This is a genomic window from Thermanaeromonas sp. DSM 22490 (assembly GCF_056378755.1).
The window spans coordinates 150,657-170,640 of sequence record NZ_JBJHHE010000004.1 but is presented as its reverse complement, the minus strand read 5'-3'; the positions used below and the strand labels follow the sequence as shown (position 1 = coordinate 170,640).

The 19,984-nt window shown below is 52.6% G+C and carries 18 protein-coding genes and 3 riboswitches; of the genes, 2 read left to right on the top strand and 16 right to left on the bottom strand.

Translation table 11 applies throughout. The annotated features are described in order from the left end of the window. The first annotated feature begins 30 nt into the window (after window positions 1–30). Complete coding sequence (gene galT / locus AC1BI1_RS04820) at window positions 31–1,050, top strand: galactose-1-phosphate uridylyltransferase (RefSeq protein WP_476716142.1); 1,020 nt, start codon at window positions 31–33, stop codon at window positions 1,048–1,050. Window positions 1,051–1,052: 2 nt separating this feature from the next. Continuing rightward, window positions 1,053–2,516, top strand: coding sequence for a glycogen synthase GlgA (gene glgA / locus AC1BI1_RS04815; RefSeq protein ID WP_476716141.1), 1,464 nt, complete (start codon window positions 1,053–1,055; stop codon window positions 2,514–2,516). A gap of 116 nt (window positions 2,517–2,632) precedes the next feature. Here the strand turns inward: glgA and AC1BI1_RS04810 are convergent, their stop codons facing one another. From AC1BI1_RS04810 to AC1BI1_RS04735, 16 genes are all read right to left on the bottom strand, one after another. Beyond that, window positions 2,633–3,016 (bottom strand): carbohydrate-binding protein, encoded by a 384-nt coding sequence (locus tag AC1BI1_RS04810; RefSeq protein WP_476716140.1) that lies wholly within the window; start codon window positions 3,014–3,016, stop codon window positions 2,633–2,635. Between the two features lie 76 nt (window positions 3,017–3,092). Next, the gene (locus AC1BI1_RS04805) at window positions 3,093–3,908 is read right to left on the bottom strand and encodes a lipoate--protein ligase family protein (RefSeq protein WP_476716139.1); all 816 of its coding nucleotides are present in this window, start codon (window positions 3,906–3,908) and stop codon (window positions 3,093–3,095) included. Between the two features lie 54 nt (window positions 3,909–3,962). Continuing rightward, window positions 3,963–5,423 (bottom strand): aminomethyl-transferring glycine dehydrogenase subunit GcvPB, encoded by a 1,461-nt coding sequence (gene gcvPB, locus AC1BI1_RS04800; RefSeq protein ID WP_476716138.1) that lies wholly within the window; start codon window positions 5,421–5,423, stop codon window positions 3,963–3,965. Between the two features lie 3 nt (window positions 5,424–5,426). Continuing rightward, on the bottom strand, window positions 5,427–6,758 hold the full coding sequence (gene gcvPA / locus AC1BI1_RS04795) for an aminomethyl-transferring glycine dehydrogenase subunit GcvPA (RefSeq protein ID WP_476716137.1): 1,332 nt from the start codon (window positions 6,756–6,758) through the stop codon (window positions 5,427–5,429). Between the two features lie 4 nt (window positions 6,759–6,762). Continuing rightward, entirely contained in the window at window positions 6,763–7,146 is a 384-nt protein-coding gene (gcvH, locus tag AC1BI1_RS04790; RefSeq protein WP_476716136.1) for a glycine cleavage system protein GcvH, read from the bottom strand. A 14-nt stretch (window positions 7,147–7,160) separates the two neighbouring features. After that, complete coding sequence (gcvT, locus tag AC1BI1_RS04785) at window positions 7,161–8,273, bottom strand: glycine cleavage system aminomethyltransferase GcvT (RefSeq protein WP_476716135.1); 1,113 nt, start codon at window positions 8,271–8,273, stop codon at window positions 7,161–7,163. A 73-nt stretch (window positions 8,274–8,346) separates the two neighbouring features. Beyond that, window positions 8,347–8,424, bottom strand: a riboswitch (glycine riboswitch). A gap of 3 nt (window positions 8,425–8,427) precedes the next feature. Next, a riboswitch (glycine riboswitch) is annotated at window positions 8,428–8,553 on the bottom strand. A 97-nt stretch (window positions 8,554–8,650) separates the two neighbouring features. Beyond that, window positions 8,651–9,532, bottom strand: coding sequence for an L-serine ammonia-lyase, iron-sulfur-dependent, subunit alpha (gene sdaAA, locus AC1BI1_RS04780; RefSeq protein WP_476716134.1), 882 nt, complete (start codon window positions 9,530–9,532; stop codon window positions 8,651–8,653). Further along, window positions 9,519–10,175: an L-serine ammonia-lyase, iron-sulfur-dependent subunit beta gene (gene sdaAB / locus AC1BI1_RS04775; protein ID WP_476716133.1), complete on the bottom strand. Its 657-nt coding sequence runs from the start codon at window positions 10,173–10,175 to the stop codon at window positions 9,519–9,521. The genes sdaAA and sdaAB overlap by 14 nt, the downstream gene beginning before the upstream one ends. A 9-nt stretch (window positions 10,176–10,184) precedes the next feature. After that, window positions 10,185–11,129 (bottom strand): carbamate kinase, encoded by a 945-nt coding sequence (gene arcC, locus AC1BI1_RS04770; RefSeq protein ID WP_476716132.1) that lies wholly within the window; start codon window positions 11,127–11,129, stop codon window positions 10,185–10,187. Between the two features lie 171 nt (window positions 11,130–11,300). Then, a complete protein-coding gene (gene hslO, locus AC1BI1_RS04765; protein ID WP_476716131.1) occupies window positions 11,301–12,188 on the bottom strand; it encodes an Hsp33 family molecular chaperone HslO in 888 nt (295 codons plus the stop codon). 123 nt (window positions 12,189–12,311) lie between these two features. Continuing rightward, window positions 12,312–13,640, bottom strand: coding sequence for a 5'-deoxyadenosine deaminase (locus AC1BI1_RS04760; protein ID WP_476716130.1), 1,329 nt, complete (start codon window positions 13,638–13,640; stop codon window positions 12,312–12,314). Continuing rightward, window positions 13,624–14,634, bottom strand: coding sequence for a xanthine dehydrogenase family protein molybdopterin-binding subunit (locus AC1BI1_RS04755; protein ID WP_476716129.1), 1,011 nt, complete (start codon window positions 14,632–14,634; stop codon window positions 13,624–13,626). The genes AC1BI1_RS04760 and AC1BI1_RS04755 overlap by 17 nt, the downstream gene beginning before the upstream one ends. 31 nt (window positions 14,635–14,665) lie before the next feature. Continuing rightward, on the bottom strand, window positions 14,666–15,931 hold the full coding sequence (locus tag AC1BI1_RS04750) for a xanthine dehydrogenase family protein molybdopterin-binding subunit (protein ID WP_476716128.1): 1,266 nt from the start codon (window positions 15,929–15,931) through the stop codon (window positions 14,666–14,668). A 58-nt stretch (window positions 15,932–15,989) separates the two neighbouring features. Then, window positions 15,990–16,089, bottom strand: a riboswitch (purine riboswitch). A gap of 164 nt (window positions 16,090–16,253) precedes the next feature. After that, window positions 16,254–17,459 (bottom strand): YgeY family selenium metabolism-linked hydrolase, encoded by a 1,206-nt coding sequence (locus AC1BI1_RS04745; RefSeq protein ID WP_476716127.1) that lies wholly within the window; start codon window positions 17,457–17,459, stop codon window positions 16,254–16,256. 39 nt (window positions 17,460–17,498) lie between these two features. After that, entirely contained in the window at window positions 17,499–18,491 is a 993-nt protein-coding gene (locus tag AC1BI1_RS04740) for an ornithine carbamoyltransferase (RefSeq protein WP_476716126.1), read from the bottom strand. A gap of 49 nt (window positions 18,492–18,540) precedes the next feature. Next, complete coding sequence (locus AC1BI1_RS04735) at window positions 18,541–19,887, bottom strand: hypothetical protein (protein ID WP_476716125.1); 1,347 nt, start codon at window positions 19,885–19,887, stop codon at window positions 18,541–18,543. Window positions 19,888–19,984 lie beyond the last annotated feature (97 nt).

Here is a 19,984-nt window from a genome sequence, read left to right as displayed (position 1 = left end):
AGACTGTATTTTAGCGGAGGTTACTATTTCATGCCCGAACTGCGTCACGATCCCATTGCCCAGCGGTGGGTTATCATCGCTACGGAACGGGCTAAGCGCCCTTCAGATCTCGTTCGCTCTAAAGAAGAATCTGAAGAGCTAGGGGCTAAAAGTAAAGATAATTGTCCTTTTTGTCCAGGTCATGAGAAGGAAACGCCGCCCGAAGTCTTTGCTCTCCGCCTACCCGGTACGGAAGCGGATACTCCCGGCTGGCAAGTGCGGGTAGTACCCAATAAATTCGCTGCGCTGGTCCCGGAGGGCAATGGGGAGGAGGAGACAGCCGGCCTGTATCGCAGGCGGGAGGGCATAGGGGTACATGAGGTCATTATCGAGGGGCCCGATCATGACCTCGAACTCCCTGCCTATAAGCCCGAGCACGCCGTACAGGTTTTTAAGACCTGGCGCCAGCGTTACCTGCAACATGCCCGGGACGAACGCCTGGCTTACGTCCAGATCTTTAAAAACTATGGTACCGAAGCCGGGGCTTCCCTGCAACATCCCCATAGCCAACTCATCGCCACACCTTTAATTCCGACGGCCGTCCGGGAAGAAATAAGGCGGGCGGAAGAGTATCTGGAGAAAAAGGAAAGCTGTATTTATTGTGATATGCTGGAAGCAGAGTTAAATCAGGGAGCACGGGTGGTAGCCTTCAATAAACATTTTCTGGCTTTCTGTCCCTTTGCCTCCCGTTTTCCTTTTGAAACCTGGATTTTTCCGCGTCAACATCAGCCTAGCTTTGGAGATATAACGGACCAACAGCTGGAAGATTTGGCCTCCATATTGCAGGACCTGCTGGATAGGCTTCACAAGTCCCTGGATAACCCTCCCTTTAACCTGGTTTTACGCACAGCTCCTCTGCATGAGGCAACTCCTGCTTACCACTGGCACTTGCAGCTTTTACCCCGTTTAACTACTGTGGCCGGTTTCGAATGGGGAACCGATATATATATTAATCCCACTCCACCGGAGCACGCCGCCCAGTTTTTAAATGCAGTTACCAAGGAGGATTAGGAATGGCTGAGCGTCTTAACATTCTCTTCGTTTCGCCGGAAGTAGCTCCCCTGGCTAAAACAGGTGGCCTGGCCGATGTAGCCGGTAGCCTCCCGAAAGCTTTAGCCCAGCGCGGCCATGACGTACGAGTAGTTATGCCGCGCTACCGCCAGATCAAGGACGTGACCTATCTCACCGACCTCCCGGTAGAGATGGATGGCAGCCTGGAGACAGCCATAATCCGCCGGGCGACCCTCTCAGGTACAGCCGCAGTACCCGTTTACCTTATTGATAACTATAAGTATTTTTACCGGGATGGTATGTACGGTTACCCTGACGATGATGCTCGCTTTAATTTTTTCTGTAAGGCGGTCCTGTCCCTGTTGCCCTGGGTGGATTTTCGCCCGGATATAATCCATTGTAATGACTGGCAGACAGGGCCTATCCCCCTCTTCCTCAAAGTAAAGCATGAGGATAACCCCTTTTACCTCCGCACAGCTACCATCTTTACCATCCACAATCTGCAGTATCAGGGCCATTTCCCGCGGGAAACCTTGAGGCTCATGGCCCTGGGCGACGAATTCTTCGTCCCCGAACGCCTGGAGTTTTATGGCAAAGTTAATTTCATGAAGGCCGGCCTCCTTTATGCTGATCTCCTTAACACTGTAAGCAAAAAATATGCCCTGGAGATCCAGACCCCTGAATTGGGAGAGGGGCTGGACGGCCTGTTAAGGAAAAGGGCAGCCGACCTGCGGGGCATTTTAAACGGTATCGACTACGAAGAGTTCAACCCAGCCACGGATCCGCGTATTGCGGTTAACTATGATGCTTCTAGCCCGGAGCGCAAAAAAGAAAACAAGAAGGCTCTGCAGCAGGAGCTGGAATTGCCAGTAGTGGATGTGCCTCTGCTAGCTTTGATTTCTCGCCTAGTAAACCAAAAGGGTCTCGACCTCCTGGCTGCCATACTGGATCCCCTATTGCAGCAGGATGTTCAACTGATCCTGCTGGGGAGCGGCGATGATTATTATCAGCAACTTTTTTCCCAGTATAAAGTAAAATACCGCCGGAAAATGGCGGTCAAAATAGGGTTTGACCCGGACCTGGCCCAGCGCATCTATGCGGGTGCTGATATTTTTCTTATGCCCTCGCGCTTTGAACCCTGCGGCCTGAGCCAGATGATAAGCCTGCGCTACGGTACAGTGCCTGTAGTGCGCTCCACCGGAGGCCTGGAGGATACCATCTTCGATTTCCACCAGCACCCAGATAAGGCCAATGGCTTTTCTTTCTATGAGTATACCCCCCAGGCCTTTCTTGAAACCATCAACCGCGCCTTAAACGTCTACCGGACCCAGCCTCAGGAATGGCGCCAGCTGGTGGAACGGGGCATGCTGGCAGACTTCTCTTGGTCTGCCTCCGCCGCCCAGTACGAAAAAATGTACCGGGAAGCCTTAGATAAACGCCAAGCCGCCCAAATTAAAGTGGGGTAACAGCGTCCGCAAGTCAAGATATGCTCGCAAAAAGAACTGAAGATAGCCAAACAAGAGCGGGGATAGGGCCCCGATTTCCTGGACCCCACCCCCGCTTCTTTTTAAGCACCTTTCTATTAAGCCCGTTCGCCGTTGTGAATTATAAAACTCCAATTGAGGCCGTTGTTGTTGTCCCAATTGTTGGCGCTGTCTTTAAAGCAAAAGTTGAGCCGGTCGTAATCCTCCGATACGCGTATGTTCTTAACCCAGCCGTACCCGGTGCGCTCCATGGGATGATCGTAAATGTCCTGCCAGTTATGGGGGTCGCCATATCCTGTGCGCATCCAGACCTGATCGGCGCCGCACTGGGACAGCAGTCCATAGTACAAAATTGTTACTTCACTTCCGGCAGTTATGGGCACCGGATCGACCACTACTCCTCCGGGATATTCTGCTGCCCGCATTTGCTCCAGTCTAGTGCGGTCTTCATTAACAAAACGGCTGCGGCCTCTATCACCCATTTATTTTACCTCCCCAAAAAGCAAGGAATCTTCTGCCCTATAGCATTCCCCGGAGAGGAAAAAGCTATGCTGGCAGCTAGCGGCGCCTGTTCCACTCTTCGCTGGCATATTTCTGCCGCAATTCTGCTGCCAGAATCTTTTCTTCTGGTGTAAGTTCGCCCGGGACGAGCTGGATATCATAGATTTCGGCGAAGGCTTTAATTATAGCTTCTTTAACTTCCACCGGAGCCACTGGGCGACCTAAAATCTCTTCCAGGCCGCAGGCCTGCTGATAAAATTTTTCTTTAAGTTTTTTCCTCCTTTCGGGCGAGGAAAATTTTAATACCGCGAACAAATCCTCTACATTTTGTTTTAATACAATGGAACCGTGCTGGAGCACAGCGCCGCCTTTCCTGGTCTGGGCACTGCCGATTAGCTTGCGCCCCTCTACAGTAATCTCGTACCAGGAAGGGGCATCAAAACAGGCGGCACTGCTGTGCTCACCGGTGCTTTTTTTGCCGGAAGCAATCTCCACCTCGGCGCCCAGGCGCTTAAGTCCCTGGGCCAGGACCCGGGCAATCCGCAAGTAAGAAGGTAAAACGCCCCCATCCACTAGGGGGTGATCTTCTACTACCACCAGGCTATAAGTTACTTCCCGGTCATGGAGCACCGCCCGCCCCCCTGTCAAACGCCGTACCAGGCCTAGCCCCCTTTCCTGGAGGGCACCCAAATCGATTTCCTTCTCGACTGACTGGGCATAGCCCAAGGAGATGGTCGGCGGGTCCCAGCCGTAGAAGCGCACGGTAGGGGGCGCGTTGCCCGCACGATGTTGTTGCAAGATAGCTTCATCTATAGCCATATTGGTAGGCCCGTCAGCTATTCCTGTATCCAGAAGGCGCCACATCTCTGCCATGGCTTTAGTATCACCCAATTTATATTTCGACTAGGACGGCCAGGATTTCCTGCTTTATTTTTTCTGCCACTTAAGGATAGGATTGCGGGCGGCACCTGCTTCATCTAGCCGCCGCACCGGTGTACTATGGGGCGCATTGTGCAAGAGTTCCGGCTTGCTTACTGCTTCTTCAGCAATGGCAATCAAAGCCCTAGCAAAGGCGTCCAGCACCTCTTTAGGCTCAGTTTCGGTAGGTTCGATCATCATGGCTTCCGGGACAATAAGGGGGAAGTAAATGGTAGGGGCATGGAAGCCGTAATCTAAAAGCCGCTTGGCTATGTCCAAGGTGCGCACTCCCGCCTCTTTTATTTTGGGGCCAGGGTTGATCACAAATTCATGTTTACAGATGCGGTCATAGGGTACGTTGAAGTGGGGGCGCAGGAGGCTGAGCAAATAATTGGCGTTAAGAACGGCCTGCTCGCTGACCTCTTTTAAGCCCTTGGGTCCCAGAGTGCGGATATAGGTATAGGCTTTTACCATAACGCCAAAATTGCCGTAGAAAGCCTTCATCTGCCCTATGCTTTGAGGACGGTCGTAGTCTAGGTAGTACTGCCCTTTAGTTGCATCGAAACTGACCACAGGTACAGGTAAGAAGGGGGCCAGGTGCTCTTTTACCCCGACCGGACCGCTGCCGGGCCCGCCTCCACCATGGGGGGTGGAAAAGGTTTTATGCAGGTTAAGGTGCACTACATCAAAGCCCATATCCCCCGGCCGGGTAATACCCATAACGGCATTGAGGTTGGCCCCATCGTAGTAGAGCAGGCCGCCGGCTTTATGCACCATTTCAGCCATAGTTATAATATCACTTTCAAAAAGACCCAAGGTGTTGGGATTGGTGAGCATGAGGGCTGCGGTATCCGGCCCTAAAGCCTTTCGCAAGGCTTCTAGGTCCACCAGCCCCTGGTCGTTGGAGGGTATTTGGACCACTTCCAGGCCAGCCATGGCAGCGCTGGCCGGATTGGTCCCGTGGGCCGAATCCGGTACCAGCACCTTCTTCCGCTGGGTCTCGCCGCGGCTCCGGTGGTACGCAGCAATGATAAGTAATCCCGCCAGTTCGCCATGGGCTCCGGCCGCCGGCTGCAGCGTCACGGCGTCCATACCGGTAATTTCGGCCAGATACTTTTGTAAGTGATACATAAGCTCCAGCGACCCCTGGGCTGCCTCCCGCGGCACACAGGGGTGCAAATCGGTGAAGCCGGGCAAGCTGGCTACCACTTCATTGACCTTGGGGTTGTATTTCATAGTGCAGGAACCCAAGGGATAAAAGCCGGTATCCACCCCGTAGTTTTTGCTGGAAAGGTGGGTGAAATGGCGCACTACTTCTATTTCGCTTAATTCGGGTAGCTCAGCGTCTTTCCGCCGGCGGTAAGCCTCCGGCAGGTGGTTTTCTACTTCTCCTGGCACATCTAGCGGCGGAAAGACATAGCCTTTCCGGCCGGGAGCTCCCAGTTCCCAGAGAAGCGGTTCTACTGCCACTGTTTACAACCCCCTCATTACTTCTACTAAGCGGTCTATTTCCGACCGCGTCCGCACCTCAGTGACACAGAAAAGCATGGCTCCTTCCAATTCCGGGTAAAAGCGTCCCAGGTCAAAGCCACCCGCTATACCGGCGCGCATCAGGCGGTCAGCTACTTGGGAAGGAGCTTGGGAGGCGCGGATGGCAAATTCATGGAAGAAGGGCCCGTTGAAGACCGGCTTTATCCCTTTTATTTTTAGGAGTTGTTCAAAAGCGTAATGCGCTTTAAGCAAGCACTGGCGGGCCACTTCTTTAAGCCCTTCCTTGCCCAGGCAGGAAAGGTATATGGTAGCCGCTAGGGCGCAAAGGGCTTCGTTAGAACAAATATTGGAAGTAGCTTTCTCCCGCCTTATATGTTGCTCTCTGGCCTGGAGGGTAAGGACAAAGGCTCTGCGGCCTTCTACATCAACTGTCTGGCCTACAATCCGTCCCGGCAGGCGTCGCACAAACTTCTCCTTAGCGGCCATAAAGCCTAAATAAGGCCCGCCAAAGTTCAAAGGATTGCCCAGGCTCTGGCCTTCGCCCACCGCCAGGTCAGCGTCATATTCTCCGGGCGGCGCCAATATGCCTAAGGAGATGGGATTTACCACTGCTATGAAAAGGGCCCCCACCTTATGAGCCAGTTCACTGGCTTCGGTCATAGGCTCCAGCTGCCCCACAAAATTTGGCTGTTGAAGGATGACGCCGGCTACGTCCCGGTCAGCTATTCTCGCCAGTTCCTCTAGGGAAGTCCGGCCGTCCTCCCAGGGAATCTCTACTAGCTCAATTCCCTGGCCACGGGTATAAGTGTGGAGAACGGCGCGGTACTGGGGGTTAAGTCCGCGGGAGAACAGAATCTTCTGGCGCCTGGTAGCTCCGCAGGCCACCAGGGCTGCCTCGGCCGTAGCCGTAGCGCCATCGTAGTGAGAGGCATTAGCTACGTCTAAACCTGTTAGGGCACAAATGAGGGACTGGAATTCAAATATGGCCTGGAGGGTGCCCTGGCTCACCTCCGGTTGGTAAGGAGTATAAGCTGTGTAAAATTCGGAACGAGACAGTAAAGCAGGTACCACACTGGGTATGTGGTGTTCGTATGCTCCTGCGCCCAGAAAGGAAATCAAATCGGTCCGGTTCCTGCCGGCCAGTTCCTGGAGATGGCGTAAGACTTCTGCTTCAGCTAAAGGCTCAGGTAAGTCCAGTTCCCGTTTAAGTTTCACTTCCTCCGGAATATCCGCAAACAGGTCTTCTATCCCTTCCACGCCGCAGGCTTTAAGCATTTCTTCCCTTTGGGCTGAGGTGGTGGGAATATAAGTCATAACTTTATTCCTCCTCAAGCAACTTCTGATAGGCTTCAGCACCCAGTAAACTTGCTATTTCTGAAGGGTCCGCCAGTTCCACTTCAATCATCCAGCCCTTACCGTAAGGATCTTGGTTAATCTTCTGCGGTTCCTCCAACAGTTCTTCGTTGACAGCTACTACTCTGCCGGAAACCGGCATATAAACATCGGAGGCAGATTTAACCGATTCCACTACGCCAAAACTATCGCCCGCACTAAATTCGTCCCCCACCTGGGGGAGTTCCACAAATACAATGTCACCTAGCGATTGCTGGGCGTAATCAGTAATGCCGATTCTACAGCGGTTGCCCTTTAGTTGCAGCCATTCATGCTCTTTAGTGTAAAATAAGCCCTCAGGAATAATCATGGTAATGACCCTCCTTATTTTTTCTTCCGGCTGTAGAAGGGTAATGATACTACCCGTGCCGGGTGTTCCCGTCCCCGGATAATTACACTTAAGCTTTCTCCTACCTGGCCATAAGTTTTTTCTACCAGGGCCAGGGCGACATTCTGGCCCAAAGCAGGGGCGAAGGATCCGGAAGTAATGCGCCCCACCTCCCGGCCAGCTGTGCTCACCGGATAGTCGGGCCGGGGAATGTTCCGGTCCAGCATTATAAGGCCAATAAGGTGGCGCGGAGGCCCATCTTCTTTTTGCTGTTTTAAAATTTCACTACCGTTAAATTCCCCTTTTTCCGTGCGCACAAAGCGCCCCAGGCCGGCCTCTATGGGGGTGATTTCCGGGCTCAGCTCATGCCCGTAAAGGGGCATAGCCGCCTCCAGGCGCAAAACGTCGCGCGCTCCTAAACCGCAAGGTTTCAAGCCCTTATCCCGCCCTGCTTCCAGCAACTCCCGCCAAATTTTGGGTCCCTCTGCCGGGTCCATATAGAGCTCGAAGCCGTCTTCTCCCGTATAACCGGTGCGGGAGATAAGGCAAAAGACTCCTCGCACCTTGCCATAAGTCCAGCGATAGTACCCCAGGTCCTGAAGATTAATATCAGTTAGCGGCTGCAATATGGGTGCTGCTTCCGGGCCCTGTAAAGCCAGCTGCAGCGTGGCCGGGGAAGCATCGGTGATGACCACATCGGCGTTCAATTCCTTAGCATTATTCTGTACCCATTCTAAGTCCTTAAGAGTATTGGCAGCATTGACTACCAAGAGAAATTTCTCCTCTTCCAGGCGGTAAACCAAAATGTCATCTACGGTACCGCCGTCTTGATAGCACATGGGGCTGTAAATAACCTTATCTCCCTGGGCCAGGGAAGCATCATTAGTGATCAAATGCTGGACCAGGCGGAAGGCATCCGGCCCTTTTATCTCAATCTCTCCCATGTGGGAAACGTCAAAGAGCCCGGCTTGGGTTCTTACTGCCCGGTGTTCCTCCAGTATACTCGTATATTGCAGGGGCATAATCCAGCCCCCGAATTCCACCATTCGGGCACCTGCTGATATATGCTCCTCATAAAGGGGTGTCTTCTTCCCGGTTTCTGTACCCATAATCTCACCTCAACAAATATAGTATGGCCGGAAAAAATTAAGAGGCCCATACCGTTATTAAAACGGTGTGAGCCTCTGTCTGCTTACCTGAGAGATTAGGCTTCAAAGCCTTACCCCTTTGGTGTCTCCCGTAAGGGAGAACTCTCCAGAGCCGCGTCCAGGAGTAGTACTTTTGCCTGAGAGTTTCCCCCGTGCTGCCACCCACAGCCGGGCTTGCTCCTTCGGCGCCCCTACCCTGTCTTTCTCTTTTGTCAGGAGGGGTCTCTTCTACTCCCTTCCTTCGCCCTATATGAAGTTGTAATTAACTCATGGGCTAATAAATTAATTCGACATTTACGACCTATTATCCTTCTTGTATGAAAATTTTTTTATAATTATCATCCCATCAGATCGCGCATTAAAGAACGTGCAGTGGGACAAGCGGCCACGCCACCCTCCCCCGTTTCTCGTAATGAAGGTGGGAGACTGCGACCTACTTGGACCATAGCGGCTACTACTTCATCTAACGGAATATATGAGGGCAAACCGGCCAGGGCCATATCCGCAGCCGCCAGGGCATGGGCTGCCCCTATAGCATTGCGTTTCACACAGGGTATTTCTACCAGGCCGCCCACCGGATCGCAGACCAATCCCAGCCAGCCCTTCAGGGCAATAGCTGCTGCGTCTATAGCCTGGCGCGGCTGGCCACCGGCCACCTCTACGGCTGCAGCGGCGGCCATGGCGCTGGCCACACCGCATTCTGCCTGGCAGCCGAGGGCCGCACCGGAGAGAGAAGCCTGTTTGCCTATAACTATACCTATGCCAGCAGCCGTAAAAAGGCCATCTACCAGAACTTCATCCTTCCAGCCTTTTTCTGCCTGCAAGGCCAGAAGGACCCCAGGCAGGATGCCACAGGAACCGGCCGTAGGTGCAGCAACTATACGCCCCATGCAGGCGTTGACTTCGGCCACAGCCATGGCCAGGGCAATAGCCCGTCCGGTAGTGCCACCCGATAGACTTTCCCCCTTTTCCCGCGCAGCTTCTAGCAGCCTGGCTCCTCCACCTATCAGGCCGCTGGGGGATCGCATATCCTCTGTCAGTCCCCTTTGAGCAGCGGCCCGCATTATCTCTAACCTTTCCATCATCTTCTGCCTGATGGAAGCTTCATCCTGCCCGCTTAAACTCGCCTGGTATTGTATTACCACCTGGAACAGGGGCAGGTTTTTCCCTTCTGCCTCGGCTAAGAGTTCAGATGCTCTTTTCCAGCTACACAGGGTCAATACGAATCACCCGCTCCATTACCGGCCAGGCCCGCAGGCCAGCGATTATTTCTTCCGGAATACTATCATCCGTCTCCAACACCATTAAAGCCCGCTGGCCCAGGCCTTCCCGGGAAACCCGCATGCTGGCAATATTGATACTTTGGCCGGCCAGCAAAGCGGTTACTGCGGCTATAATTCCGGGCTGATCTTTATAGGCAGCCACCAGGGTGGGCAATTCACCGGTGACTTCCACCGGAAATTGGTCGATCTTGGTGACCACCACCTGGGCACCTCCTAAAGAGGAACCCATTACCTCTACCTTGCGGGAACTACCTTTTAAGATGAGAAGTGCTGAATTGGGATGTACCTCGCCCAAATCTTTTTCTTTAAAACTAATTTTAAGCCCCTTGTCCCGGGCCAGGTCTAAAGCCTGGCGTACCCGTTCGTCGTCTACGTTCAAGCCTAGCAAACCTGCCACCAGAGCCCTGTCCGTACCATGCCCCCGGTAAGTGCGGGCGAAGGACCCGTGGAGGAAAATATCTGCTTCTAGGGGTTCTTCGCTTAAGATAGCCCGGGCTAGCCGGCCGATGCGCACCGCTCCGGCTGTATGGGAACTGGAAGGGCCTATCATAACAGGGCCGATAACCTGGAAAACATCCATGGTTTATCCCTACCCGGCTACAATGGCTGTACCAGACTTGCCTGCCACGGCAGCAGCCGCTTTACTTAAAGATCCGATAATAGCCTTTTCGCCGCCCGCCTCTACAAAGCTGATGGCAGCTTCGATCTTGGGACCCATGCTTCCCGGTGGGAATTGGCCTTCCGCCAGATATTTTTTAGCTTCCGCCACTGTCAGCTGCGAAACTGCCCTCTGGGTGGGTTTGCCGAAATCCAGATAGACCTGTTCCACTTCAGTTAACAGGAATAAAACCTCTGCTCCGACTTCGCTGGCCAAAAGGCGCGCCGCCCGGTCCTTATCGATTACCGCCTCTACACCCCAAAGGCTCCCGTCGGGCCGGCGGACAACCGGTATGCCTCCTCCTCCGGCGGCCACTACAATAATACCTGCTTGAACCAGGGCCTTGATAGCCTCTTTTTCAATTATTTCTAAGGGCTGGGGAGAAGGTACTACTCGCCGCCAGCCGCGATGGCTATCCTCCACTACCTTATATCCTTTTTCGGCTGCCAGTTTGCGCGCTTCCTCCTCAGTATAAAAGGGTCCAATGGGTTTGGTGGGATTTTGAAAAGCCGGATCTGCCGGATCTACCACTACCTGAGTGACCAGGGATACTACTGGCACCTTTAACCCTATGCGTTGCAATTCGTATCCTAAGGATTGTTGAATCATATAACCAATAGAAGCCTGGGTATCAGATACCAGGACGTCTAAGGGCATGGCAGGTACTACATCCTTGGCTAGCTCATTCTTTATGAGTATGCTTCCCACTTGGGGCCCGTTGCCGTGGGTAATTACCAGGCGGTAACCCTCGCGTACTAAATCTACTACCTGCCGGCAAGTGTCCTGAATATTGGCTTTCTGCTCTTGATAGGTGCCTTTCTGGCCAGGGCGGACGATGGCGTTGCCTCCAAAGGCCAATACTACTGTTTTGGCCATCCTGCTCACTCCTGTTAAGTCCGTTTTATTTTTCACTATATATATTCAATGTAATTTAGATTAGTCCTGCTTCATTTTAAAATATTTTTTTAGCTAAAATAAAAAACGGGTCTTTATAAACCCGTCCTTCCATATATAATGTAATCTCTTAACTAATTACTCAACCTACTTCTAGTCTTCTTTAGCCGAACGGCTTAACTCCAGTAATTTCGCTACCTCTTCCCGGTTAAACCAGTAAGTCCGGTTGCAAAAGGCGCACTTGGCCTCCGCCCCGCCCTGTTCCGCCAGGAGCTGCTCCAATTCTTTAGGTCCTAAAGCCAAGAGGATTTCTCGCAGCCGGTCGCGGGAACAGTCGCAGGCAAACTTAAGGGGCTGGCGTTCGTGTATTTTAAAGGAAAAGCCTCTTAAAAGGAGGGCCAGAATATCTTCCGGTGTATAGCCCAGGGAGATAAGCCGGCTGACAGCTCCCGCCTCTTTAATATTCTTTTCCAGAGCCTCGGCCAGCTCATTGCTGGCGCCAGGCAAGAGCTGCAGAAGGTATCCGCCTGCAGCCTCCACCTTGCCTTCGGGCTCTACTAGTACTCCCAAGCCCACAGCCGAAGGCTTCTGCTCCGAAGCAGTAAAATAATAGGCCAAATCCTCGCCGATCTCCCCGGAGACCAGCTCTACGCTGCCCACATAAGGCTCTTTTAATCCTAAATCCTTAATAATATAAAGTGAACCTTTACCGACTGCTCTGCCTACGTCTAACTTGCCCTTGGCCTTTAACGGTAAATCTACTTGGGGTTCAGCCACATATCCTTTGACTGTACCTGGTCTGGCCGTGGCCACAATGCTACCTAAAGGTCCATCTCCTTCTATACGCAAAGTCAGGCGATGCCCATCTTTAAGACTAGCTGCCATAAGGGCGGCCCCGGTCAGGACGCGCCCTAGGGCTGCCGTAGCCACAGGCGAAGTATTATGCAGGGTTCTGGCTTCCTCTACCAGGTCGGAGGTCCGCGCCACTAAGGCGAATATTTGGCCTTCTTCGGCGGTAGCTCGCACCAGATAATCGTTCATAGCGCTCTAACCACTTTAACCAACCAGATTTCGGGGGGGCAACTGGCGGTGTCGCCCAAGAATAGCTGCTATTTTCAGGATACGGAATAAAGGTATGCAAGTCAATCCCTATCGGGGCCTGAGTTATCCTTCCAAACCCGCCCGACGCCGGACGCGGCGCAGAGCCAGGTTGCACTGGCGCCGGAGTTCTTCCGCGTCTACGGTGAGAAGCTGCCCGTCAGCTACCACCGGCTTGCCGTCCACTATAGTCCAGGTGACGTCGCTGCCGCGGGTTTCATAGACCAGTAGGCTATATATATCTACGGTATCCACCGGCGTCTGGTGCAGGCCGCGCAGGTCAACTATAACCACATCGGCCTTTTTGCCCACTTCCAGGCTCCCTATTTCTTGTTCTAGGCCTAAAGCTCGCGCCCCTCCCAGGGTGGCCATCTCCACGACCTGCCAGGCAGGCATGGCCGTGGGACCATGGAGGGGTTTTTGGATTAAAGCTGCCAGGTGCATTTCCTTGAACATGTCCAGGTTGTTGTTGGCCGGCGCTCCATCCGCCCCTAGGGTAATATTCACACCTCGGCTCATGAGCTCCGGCACCGGAGCGACACCGGATCCGAGCTTCAGGTTACACGAGGGGCAGTGGGCCACCTGGGTTCCGGTAGTAGCCAAGATTTCCTTTTCCGTCTCGTTCAGCCAGATACAATGGGCCAATACCACGTGGGGGCCTGTCAATCCCAGCTCATGCAAATAGGTAACATTGCGCTTGCCCGTCAGCTCTTCCACCAAGCGCACTTCATCCCGGTTTTCCGAGGCATGGGTATGGACGAGTACCCCGTAACGGCGGGCTAGTTCCCCTACTTCCCGCATAAGTTTATCTGAGCAGGAAAGGACAAAACGTGGCGCAAAGGCATAGCGCAAACGCCCCCCGGCCGCTCCGTGCCACTTCCGGCATAGTTCCTCGCTCTCGGCCAGGGAATCCTCGGTATCCTCACGCAAGGAAGGCGGGACGCCTTCCCCCGCATCCATCATAACTTTGCCGAAGGTACAGCGGATACCGCTTTCTTCTATCCCTTTGACGGCCGCCTCGGTATGGTGTACCGTCTCCATATCCAGAATGGTGGTGGTACCGCTTAAGAGCATTTCTGCGCAGCCCAGGAGGGCGGAGTAATAGATAGATTCCTCATCGTGGGCGCCCTCCAGCGGCCAGATGCGCTTTTTCAGCCAGTCCAGCAGGGCCAGGTCATCGGCCTGACCGCGAAAAAGAGTCTGGCAAAGATGGACATGAGTCTGCACTAAGCCGGGAATAACAGCCTGGCCGGAAGCATCAATCACGGTATCGGCGGTTTCCGGTGTCTCGCCTACAGCCGCAATGCGGTCCTTTTCTATATAGAGGTTACCGTTTAAGATACGGCGTTCCCTATCCATAGTAACCAGTATACCGTTCTTAATGAGAATGCTCATTTTGGTCCTCCTTAGCTTTTAAAGCCTTAAGCACTCGTTCCGGTGTAGCTGGTAGTTCGGTTAAGCGCACGCCAGTGGCGTTATAAATAGCGTTGATGATGGCCGGAGCAGTAGGTAAAGTAGCAGGCTCGCCTACCCCTTTAGCCCCATAGGGTCCGGTGGGCTCCGGGTCTTCTATGATAATGGCCTCTACCTCGGGCACATCCAGGCTGGTGGGAATAAGGTAGTTGCTAAAGGAAGGATTGTAGATCTGGCCTTGGCTTAAGACTACTTCTTCCATTAAAGCCAACCCCACACCCATGGCCACGCCTCCGCCAATCTGGCCTATAACAGCCCCTTTATTTATAGCCCGGCCCACATCGTGAGCTGCTATCACTTTTAAGACTTTTACCTCACCGGTAGCAGTATCCACTTCTACTTCGGCAATCTGTACCCCGAAGGAATAGGGCCAGTAAGGAGCTCCCTGGCCATTCTCATCGAGTTTGGTAGTATGGGCCGTAAAAGTCCCTTCCCCTACCAGCCGGACCCCTGCCAGCCGCGCCCGGGCTGCCGCCGTCGCGATGTCTATTCTTTTTTCAGGGTAACCCAGCACACTGATATACCCATCGGCCGCCTTAAGACCCATAATGGTATTGACACCCAGTTCGCGGGCTACAAACTCCAGGAGCTTATCGGCCGCCTGGCGGCTGGCCAGACGCACGGCGTTGCCGGAGACATAAGTCTGGCGCGTAGCTGCTGTGGTCCCGGCGTCCGGGGTGGCATCGGTATCCGCCGCCACTACTGTGACTTTTTCCAGGGGTACACCTATTTCCTGGGCGGCAATTTGGGCCAGAATGGTGCTGGACCCCTGGCCGCAGTCAGCGGCACCAGTCCGTACGGTAACCGAGCCATCATCATGGATTTCCACCAGTGCCGTGGATACATCCGGGAATCCATTGCCGTAACCTATACCGTAGAAGGTACAGGCCATCCCTATACCCCGCTTCTTGGCCAAAGCTCTCCCTCCTCTCCTCACCGAAATTTTCCTATTTTAACCTTTCTACCTCCCAACCTGCCGCCCTGGCGGCTGCCAAAAGACAAGCTTCCAGGCCTACGCTTCTCTCCAGAACCTGTCCCGTGGCCGTTACGTCACCCTGGCGCAAAATGTTGCGCCACCGGATGGTGAAAGGATGAAGGCCGAGCTGGGTGGCCAGCAAATCCATCTGGCCCTCATAGGCCACGGGCGGCTGGGTCGCTCCGAAGCCGCGCATGGCGCCGGTAAAGGGGTTATTAGTGTAGACAGCATAAGCATCGATTTTGACGTTAGGCACATAATAGGGGCCGGTGGCATGGACAGCAGCCTTGCGCAAAACATTGGGGGACCAGGAGGCATAGGCTCCGCTGTCGCCGATAATCTCAGCTTCTACAAAAGTTAGCCTTCCTTCTTTATCGGCCCCCGTGGTATATTTCATGATCATGGGATGGCGTTTGCTGTGGGAATAAAAGGATTCCTCCCGGCTGTTTACCATCTTCACCGGCCGCCCCGTGCGGTAGGCCAGTAAAGCCGCCAGGATCTGCAGGGTCATATCCTCCCGGCCGCCGAAGGCCCCTCCGACCGTAGTGGTGATTATGCGCACCCGATCCTGGGCCAGGCCCAGGGCCCTGGCCACCTCGGCCCTGTCCCAGTGGGGATACTGGGTGGCCACGTGAATTTCTATATGCCCCCTCTCATCTACCCTGGCCACCACAGCTTCCGGCTGCAGGAAAGCGTGGTCCAACATCGGCGTACGATAAGTGTTGCTTACAACAACGGCGGAAGCCTTGCGGCCAGCCTCTATATCCCCCCGCCTTATTTTTATGTGGTAAAGTACGTTGCCTTCCTCGTGAATTAAAGGCGCTCCCGGTTGCATAGCCTCTAAAGGATCAAATACAGCCGGCAAGGGCTCGTACTCCACTTCAATAGCCTCACAAGCCTTCTCTGCCGTCTCCTCCTCTTCGGCTGCCACTGCCGCCACCACATCATTAACTGAGCGAACCCGTTCGCCGGCCAGCACTGGCATATGGGGTATAAGCACACCATGTCCGTTGTGTCCCGGTACATCGGAGGAGGTTAAAACAGCGGCTACCCCCGGTATTTTTAGCGCCGGCCCTACTTCCACCTTTTTTATACGGGCGGAAGCCACAGGTATCCGCTTGGCTTTTCCATAAAGCATCCCGGGAAAGCTTATATCTGCAGGATAAAGGGCCCGCCCCGTTACTTTAGCAACTCCCTCAATGCGTCCCACCGATTTGCCGATCAAGCTTTCACTCATAATCTCACCTTCTTCCTCTAAGAAGGTAAAACCTATAAAAATAGTGACCGCTTTCTACGCAAGGCAAGCCAGCCTTCGTAGTCAGATGATTCCGGTCACCTGGTAGAAACCCCCGGCCCCATTGCCGGGGTTATACGAAGGTTTTGTATTGATTAATTCGCCATCTTGTTTTTAAATCCTGCTAATCAGTTGTTTTTCAACTTAATTTCTAGCCCAACTTTCAGTTATTTTGTCTGGAAATTTACCCCACTTTTTAGGGTATGGCCCAGAGAGAATCGGAGACTGGGGCATCCAAGGCAGTACCCCAGTCTCCAGTACCTTATTATAGTTTGTTGCGCAAAACGGCAGGGAACAGGGCATAAAATTCGGCAGCCTTAACAACATCATCCAGGGGCACTTGGTCTTTTACCGTATGGGCGTACACTTCATTACCGGGGCCGAAACCAATGGCCGGAATGTTGGCTTTACCCATCCAATAAGTACCGTTGGTCGAAAACACCCACTTACCTATTTCGGGTTGGTATCCGAAGAGTTTTTGGCAAGTTTCCACCCCGGCCTTGACCAGAACATGGTCTTCGGGAAGGGCCCAGGCAGGGAAGTACTTATCTACTTGAAAGACAAAGCCGTTATAACTCGGCTCATCGTAGATTAATACTTCTACTTTACCACCATGGGGTTCCGCTACCCGGCGCACCTGCTCCACAGCCATCTCCAGGGTTTCACCAAAGGTTAATCTTCGATCAATAAATATAGTACATTCGTCAGGAAGGGCATTTATCGAGGGAGTCTTGCAGTGTATATCCGTTACTGCTATACTTCCCTTCCCTAAAAAGGGATCGTCAATAAACTCCGCCCCCATGGTGCTTATGGCCTGAATAATGGGGGCCATTTTGTAAACTGCGTTCTCACCCCGTTCAGGCGCGCTGGCGTGGCAGGTACGCCCTTTGGTGACCACCTTCATCTCCACTCTCCCGCGGTGGCCACGGTAAATCTTCATGTTAGTTGGTTCTCCGATTACTACATAATCGGGACGGATCTTATCTGTTTCTACCAGGGAATGCGGGGCAATACCATCGCATACTTCTTCTAGATTGCCGAAATAATAGGCTGTATACCCCTCCAGCAGGCCGAGATCGTGAGCAATCTTCAGCCCGTAGACCATACCCGGGGTAGAACCCTTTTCGTCACAGGCCCCCAGCCCGTAGAAAATACCGTTCTCCACTTTACCCTGGTAAGGATCCCATTCCCACTGGGTGGGATCGGCCACATCCACCGTATCCACATGGGAATCGTAAAGGATTTTCTTTTCTCCGTTGCCGATGCGGCCGACTACATTCCCCATGTGATCAAAGAATACTTCGTCATACCCCAACTTTTGCATTTCTTCCGCAATGCGCTTGACCACATTACCGATGGCTCCGTTGGGGGAAGGGATAGCAATAATATCCCTTAAAAACTGGATGATGTCCTCCCGGTAGCGCTCGACCTCGTCTTTTATCCTTTTAATGATGGCTTCGTCTTGTTTCATTTTTTTACCTCCTAAAGGGCAAGAGCCACTACCGACTGGTTACGGGCGTCCACCCATCACCAAGGCCAGAAGGGCTTTCTGTACGTGCAGCCTGTTCTCCGCTTCGTCGTACACCACAGATTGAGGCCCATCGATAACTTCATCTGTAACTTCAAAACCGCGATCTGCCGGCAGGGGATGCATATAAATCGCATGTTTCTTGGCCAGGCTCATCATGCGGGAATCGCAGATCCACTTGGGATATTTCTTGATGAGCTTGATTCCTTCTTCTTTGTCCTGGGTATGAACCAGGGGCCCCCAGCTCTTGGGAATGACGATGTCCGCATCTTTGAAGGCATACTCCATATCGTCTACGATTTCAAATTTTACTCCGGCCTCTTCGGCATTCTTCTTAGCCTGGGCCACAATCTCGGGCATGAGCTCAAACTCTGGCGGATGGGCCAGGGTAACGTCAAGACCGAAGCGCGGCATCATCAGAATTAAGCTCTGGGGTACGGATAGCGGGCGCACATATCTAGGAGCCGAAGTCCAGGATACTACCAGTTTCAAGCCCCGGGTGTTGCGGCCAAAGCGCTCCCTTATGGTGAGATAATCCGCCAGTATCTGGCAGGGATGGTACATATCGCACTGCATGTTGATTACAGGTACACTGGCATACTTGGCCACTTCGCGAAGATATTTGTTACCTTCTCCATAGGTGCAATGCCGGATAGCAATGCCATGACCAAACCTGGACAAGACCATGGCCGTATCTTTAGCGTTTTCACCGTGGGAAATCTGCAGCTTGTCCGGGCTAAGGTCGTGGGCATGTCCTCCGAGCTGAGTCATACCCGCTTCGAAGGAGTTGCGGGTACGGGTGGAATTATCAAAGAAAATCATAAAAAGGGTCTTGGCCCGCAAAATGTGGTCATGCAGCTGTCCTGTGGCAAATTCCTGTTTCAGGCGCTCAGCCAAAGAAAAAACCATTTCTAATTCTTCTTTGGTCCATTCCTGAGTAGTAATGAAATGTTTTCCCCTCAATAGTGAATGCATATAACTATCCCTCCTGGTTTTAGTATTAAATGGTGATACTTATAATTTATTAACCCCCTAAAACTCTCTTCACCTCCTTCGCTTCCCGGGAAAAAATATATAAAGATTTATTTCTTCCTGGCGCTAGTATTTTTTCCACCCCTGCCTTTTTAATCATCCCGGCTTCCAAAAGTTTTTTAATCATCCTTTGAGCTGACCTCAAGCTTACTCCTGTAATTCTGGCCAAATCACCGGAAGTGAACACACCCTTTTCCAGGGAACATAAGGCAGAGAGAATCTTGCTCAAGGTCGCAGGTGAACAACCCGCCCTTTCCGCCAGGTGGAAAAGGGCTTGATCGGTTGTCACACAAACATCTACCTTTAAGGCCTGGCTGCTCTGCAGGGGTCCCCAGAGTTCTCCGCTATCGGATAGCAGGTAGCAACAATTGCCTCCATTCCTCCTGGCCATTTGCACTGCTTTGTAGGCCAGCTGTCCCGCATCCCAGGAAGTGCGACCAAAACCTATTCCCACGCTGGCCGAAACCCCTATTTTTTCCTTCAAGATATCGATCAATTCAAAGGTGCGAAAAGAACAGGTCAAATCCCTCAGAGAACCCCTCGTAGCTATAAATAAAAAGCTCCCCGGCCTCGTATAAGTAACAAAGGCCCCGATGCGCTCGAACTGGCTTAACAAAACTTGATGAACTTCTAGTATTAACTTTTCCCTCTTATATTCATAGGGACTTCCCGGGTCATCCCTGTGCCAATCATCAAATTCCAAAATACCAACAGCTATCTGTCGCTCGGCTTCCCTGGCAGCCTCACCTAAAAGAATACCCTTTTCCAGTAATTCACGCAGGGCAGAATTGGTAGGAACAGCCCATTCTACCGGAATGTTATCTTTGAGCAATCTTCGATAAATATTTCTCATACAAGTGACGACACAACAAATACGACCTTCCTCATAGGCCTGCCGGTTAAGCCGGTAGAGGCTTTCCTCGTCAGTGGTATCTAAAACAAATACCCCGCTGCTGTCAAATCCAATTTCCCGGAAAACTTCATTAACTATATCGCGGTCGAAACCGTCTATACTGACCTTTCTTATGTCATAACCCCGACTTAAGAGCCGCAGCAGAGAAGGATACAACCACTCGGGGCTGTAGGGTACATAAGTGGAAGGCACTACCCACTGGGGAAATGCTCCTTGAGCACGCAAATAAGCTAAAGGTCCGGTAAAGAGTATAACTTCGTTCTCTCCACTAGCTCTCTGATAAAGACTAATAATTTGTTCTTCTTCTTCATAAGGATAGAGATTTACCTCTATCCGGTTCTCCATCTCTCGTGCACAGTAAGACGCCCTTTTAACCAGGTCTCCTGGGCCGATCAGAGCAGCTTTAATGGGCCTTTCATTTAACACTGCGCTGTAACACCCTTTACTCGTTATACCCAAAAGCGTCATGTCATTTTTATGTCGTTAATATTATTCTACACATTTTGTCCGATTCCTGCTGCTA

What these genes read in the sequence shown, in the direction of transcription:
- gcvH (WP_476716136.1), bottom strand. Translation starts at nt 7,146, where the DNA reads ATGATTATTCCTGAGGGCTTATTTTACACTAAAGAGCATGAATGGCTG.
- gcvPA (WP_476716137.1), bottom strand. Translation starts at nt 6,758, where the DNA reads ATGACTTATATTCCCACCACCTCAGCCCAAAGGGAAGAAATGCTTAAA.
- AC1BI1_RS04805 (WP_476716139.1), bottom strand. Translation starts at nt 3,908, where the DNA reads ATGGCAGAGATGTGGCGCCTTCTGGATACAGGAATAGCTGACGGGCCT.
- gcvT (WP_476716135.1), bottom strand. Translation starts at nt 8,273, where the DNA reads ATGGGTACAGAAACCGGGAAGAAGACACCCCTTTATGAGGAGCATATA.
- AC1BI1_RS04740 (WP_476716126.1), bottom strand. Translation starts at nt 18,491, where the DNA reads ATGCATTCACTATTGAGGGGAAAACATTTCATTACTACTCAGGAATGG.
- AC1BI1_RS04760 (WP_476716130.1), bottom strand. Translation starts at nt 13,640, where the DNA reads ATGAGCATTCTCATTAAGAACGGTATACTGGTTACTATGGATAGGGAA.
- hslO (WP_476716131.1), bottom strand. Translation starts at nt 12,188, where the DNA reads ATGAACGATTATCTGGTGCGAGCTACCGCCGAAGAAGGCCAAATATTC.
- AC1BI1_RS04810 (WP_476716140.1), bottom strand. Translation starts at nt 3,016, where the DNA reads ATGGGTGATAGAGGCCGCAGCCGTTTTGTTAATGAAGACCGCACTAGA.
- galT (WP_476716142.1), top strand. Translation starts at nt 31, where the DNA reads ATGCCCGAACTGCGTCACGATCCCATTGCCCAGCGGTGGGTTATCATC.
- AC1BI1_RS04750 (WP_476716128.1), bottom strand. Translation starts at nt 15,931, where the DNA reads ATGAGTGAAAGCTTGATCGGCAAATCGGTGGGACGCATTGAGGGAGTT.
- AC1BI1_RS04745 (WP_476716127.1), bottom strand. Translation starts at nt 17,459, where the DNA reads ATGAAACAAGACGAAGCCATCATTAAAAGGATAAAAGACGAGGTCGAG.
- glgA (WP_476716141.1), top strand. Translation starts at nt 1,053, where the DNA reads ATGGCTGAGCGTCTTAACATTCTCTTCGTTTCGCCGGAAGTAGCTCCC.
- arcC (WP_476716132.1), bottom strand. Translation starts at nt 11,129, where the DNA reads ATGGCCAAAACAGTAGTATTGGCCTTTGGAGGCAACGCCATCGTCCGC.
- sdaAB (WP_476716133.1), bottom strand. Translation starts at nt 10,175, where the DNA reads ATGGATGTTTTCCAGGTTATCGGCCCTGTTATGATAGGCCCTTCCAGT.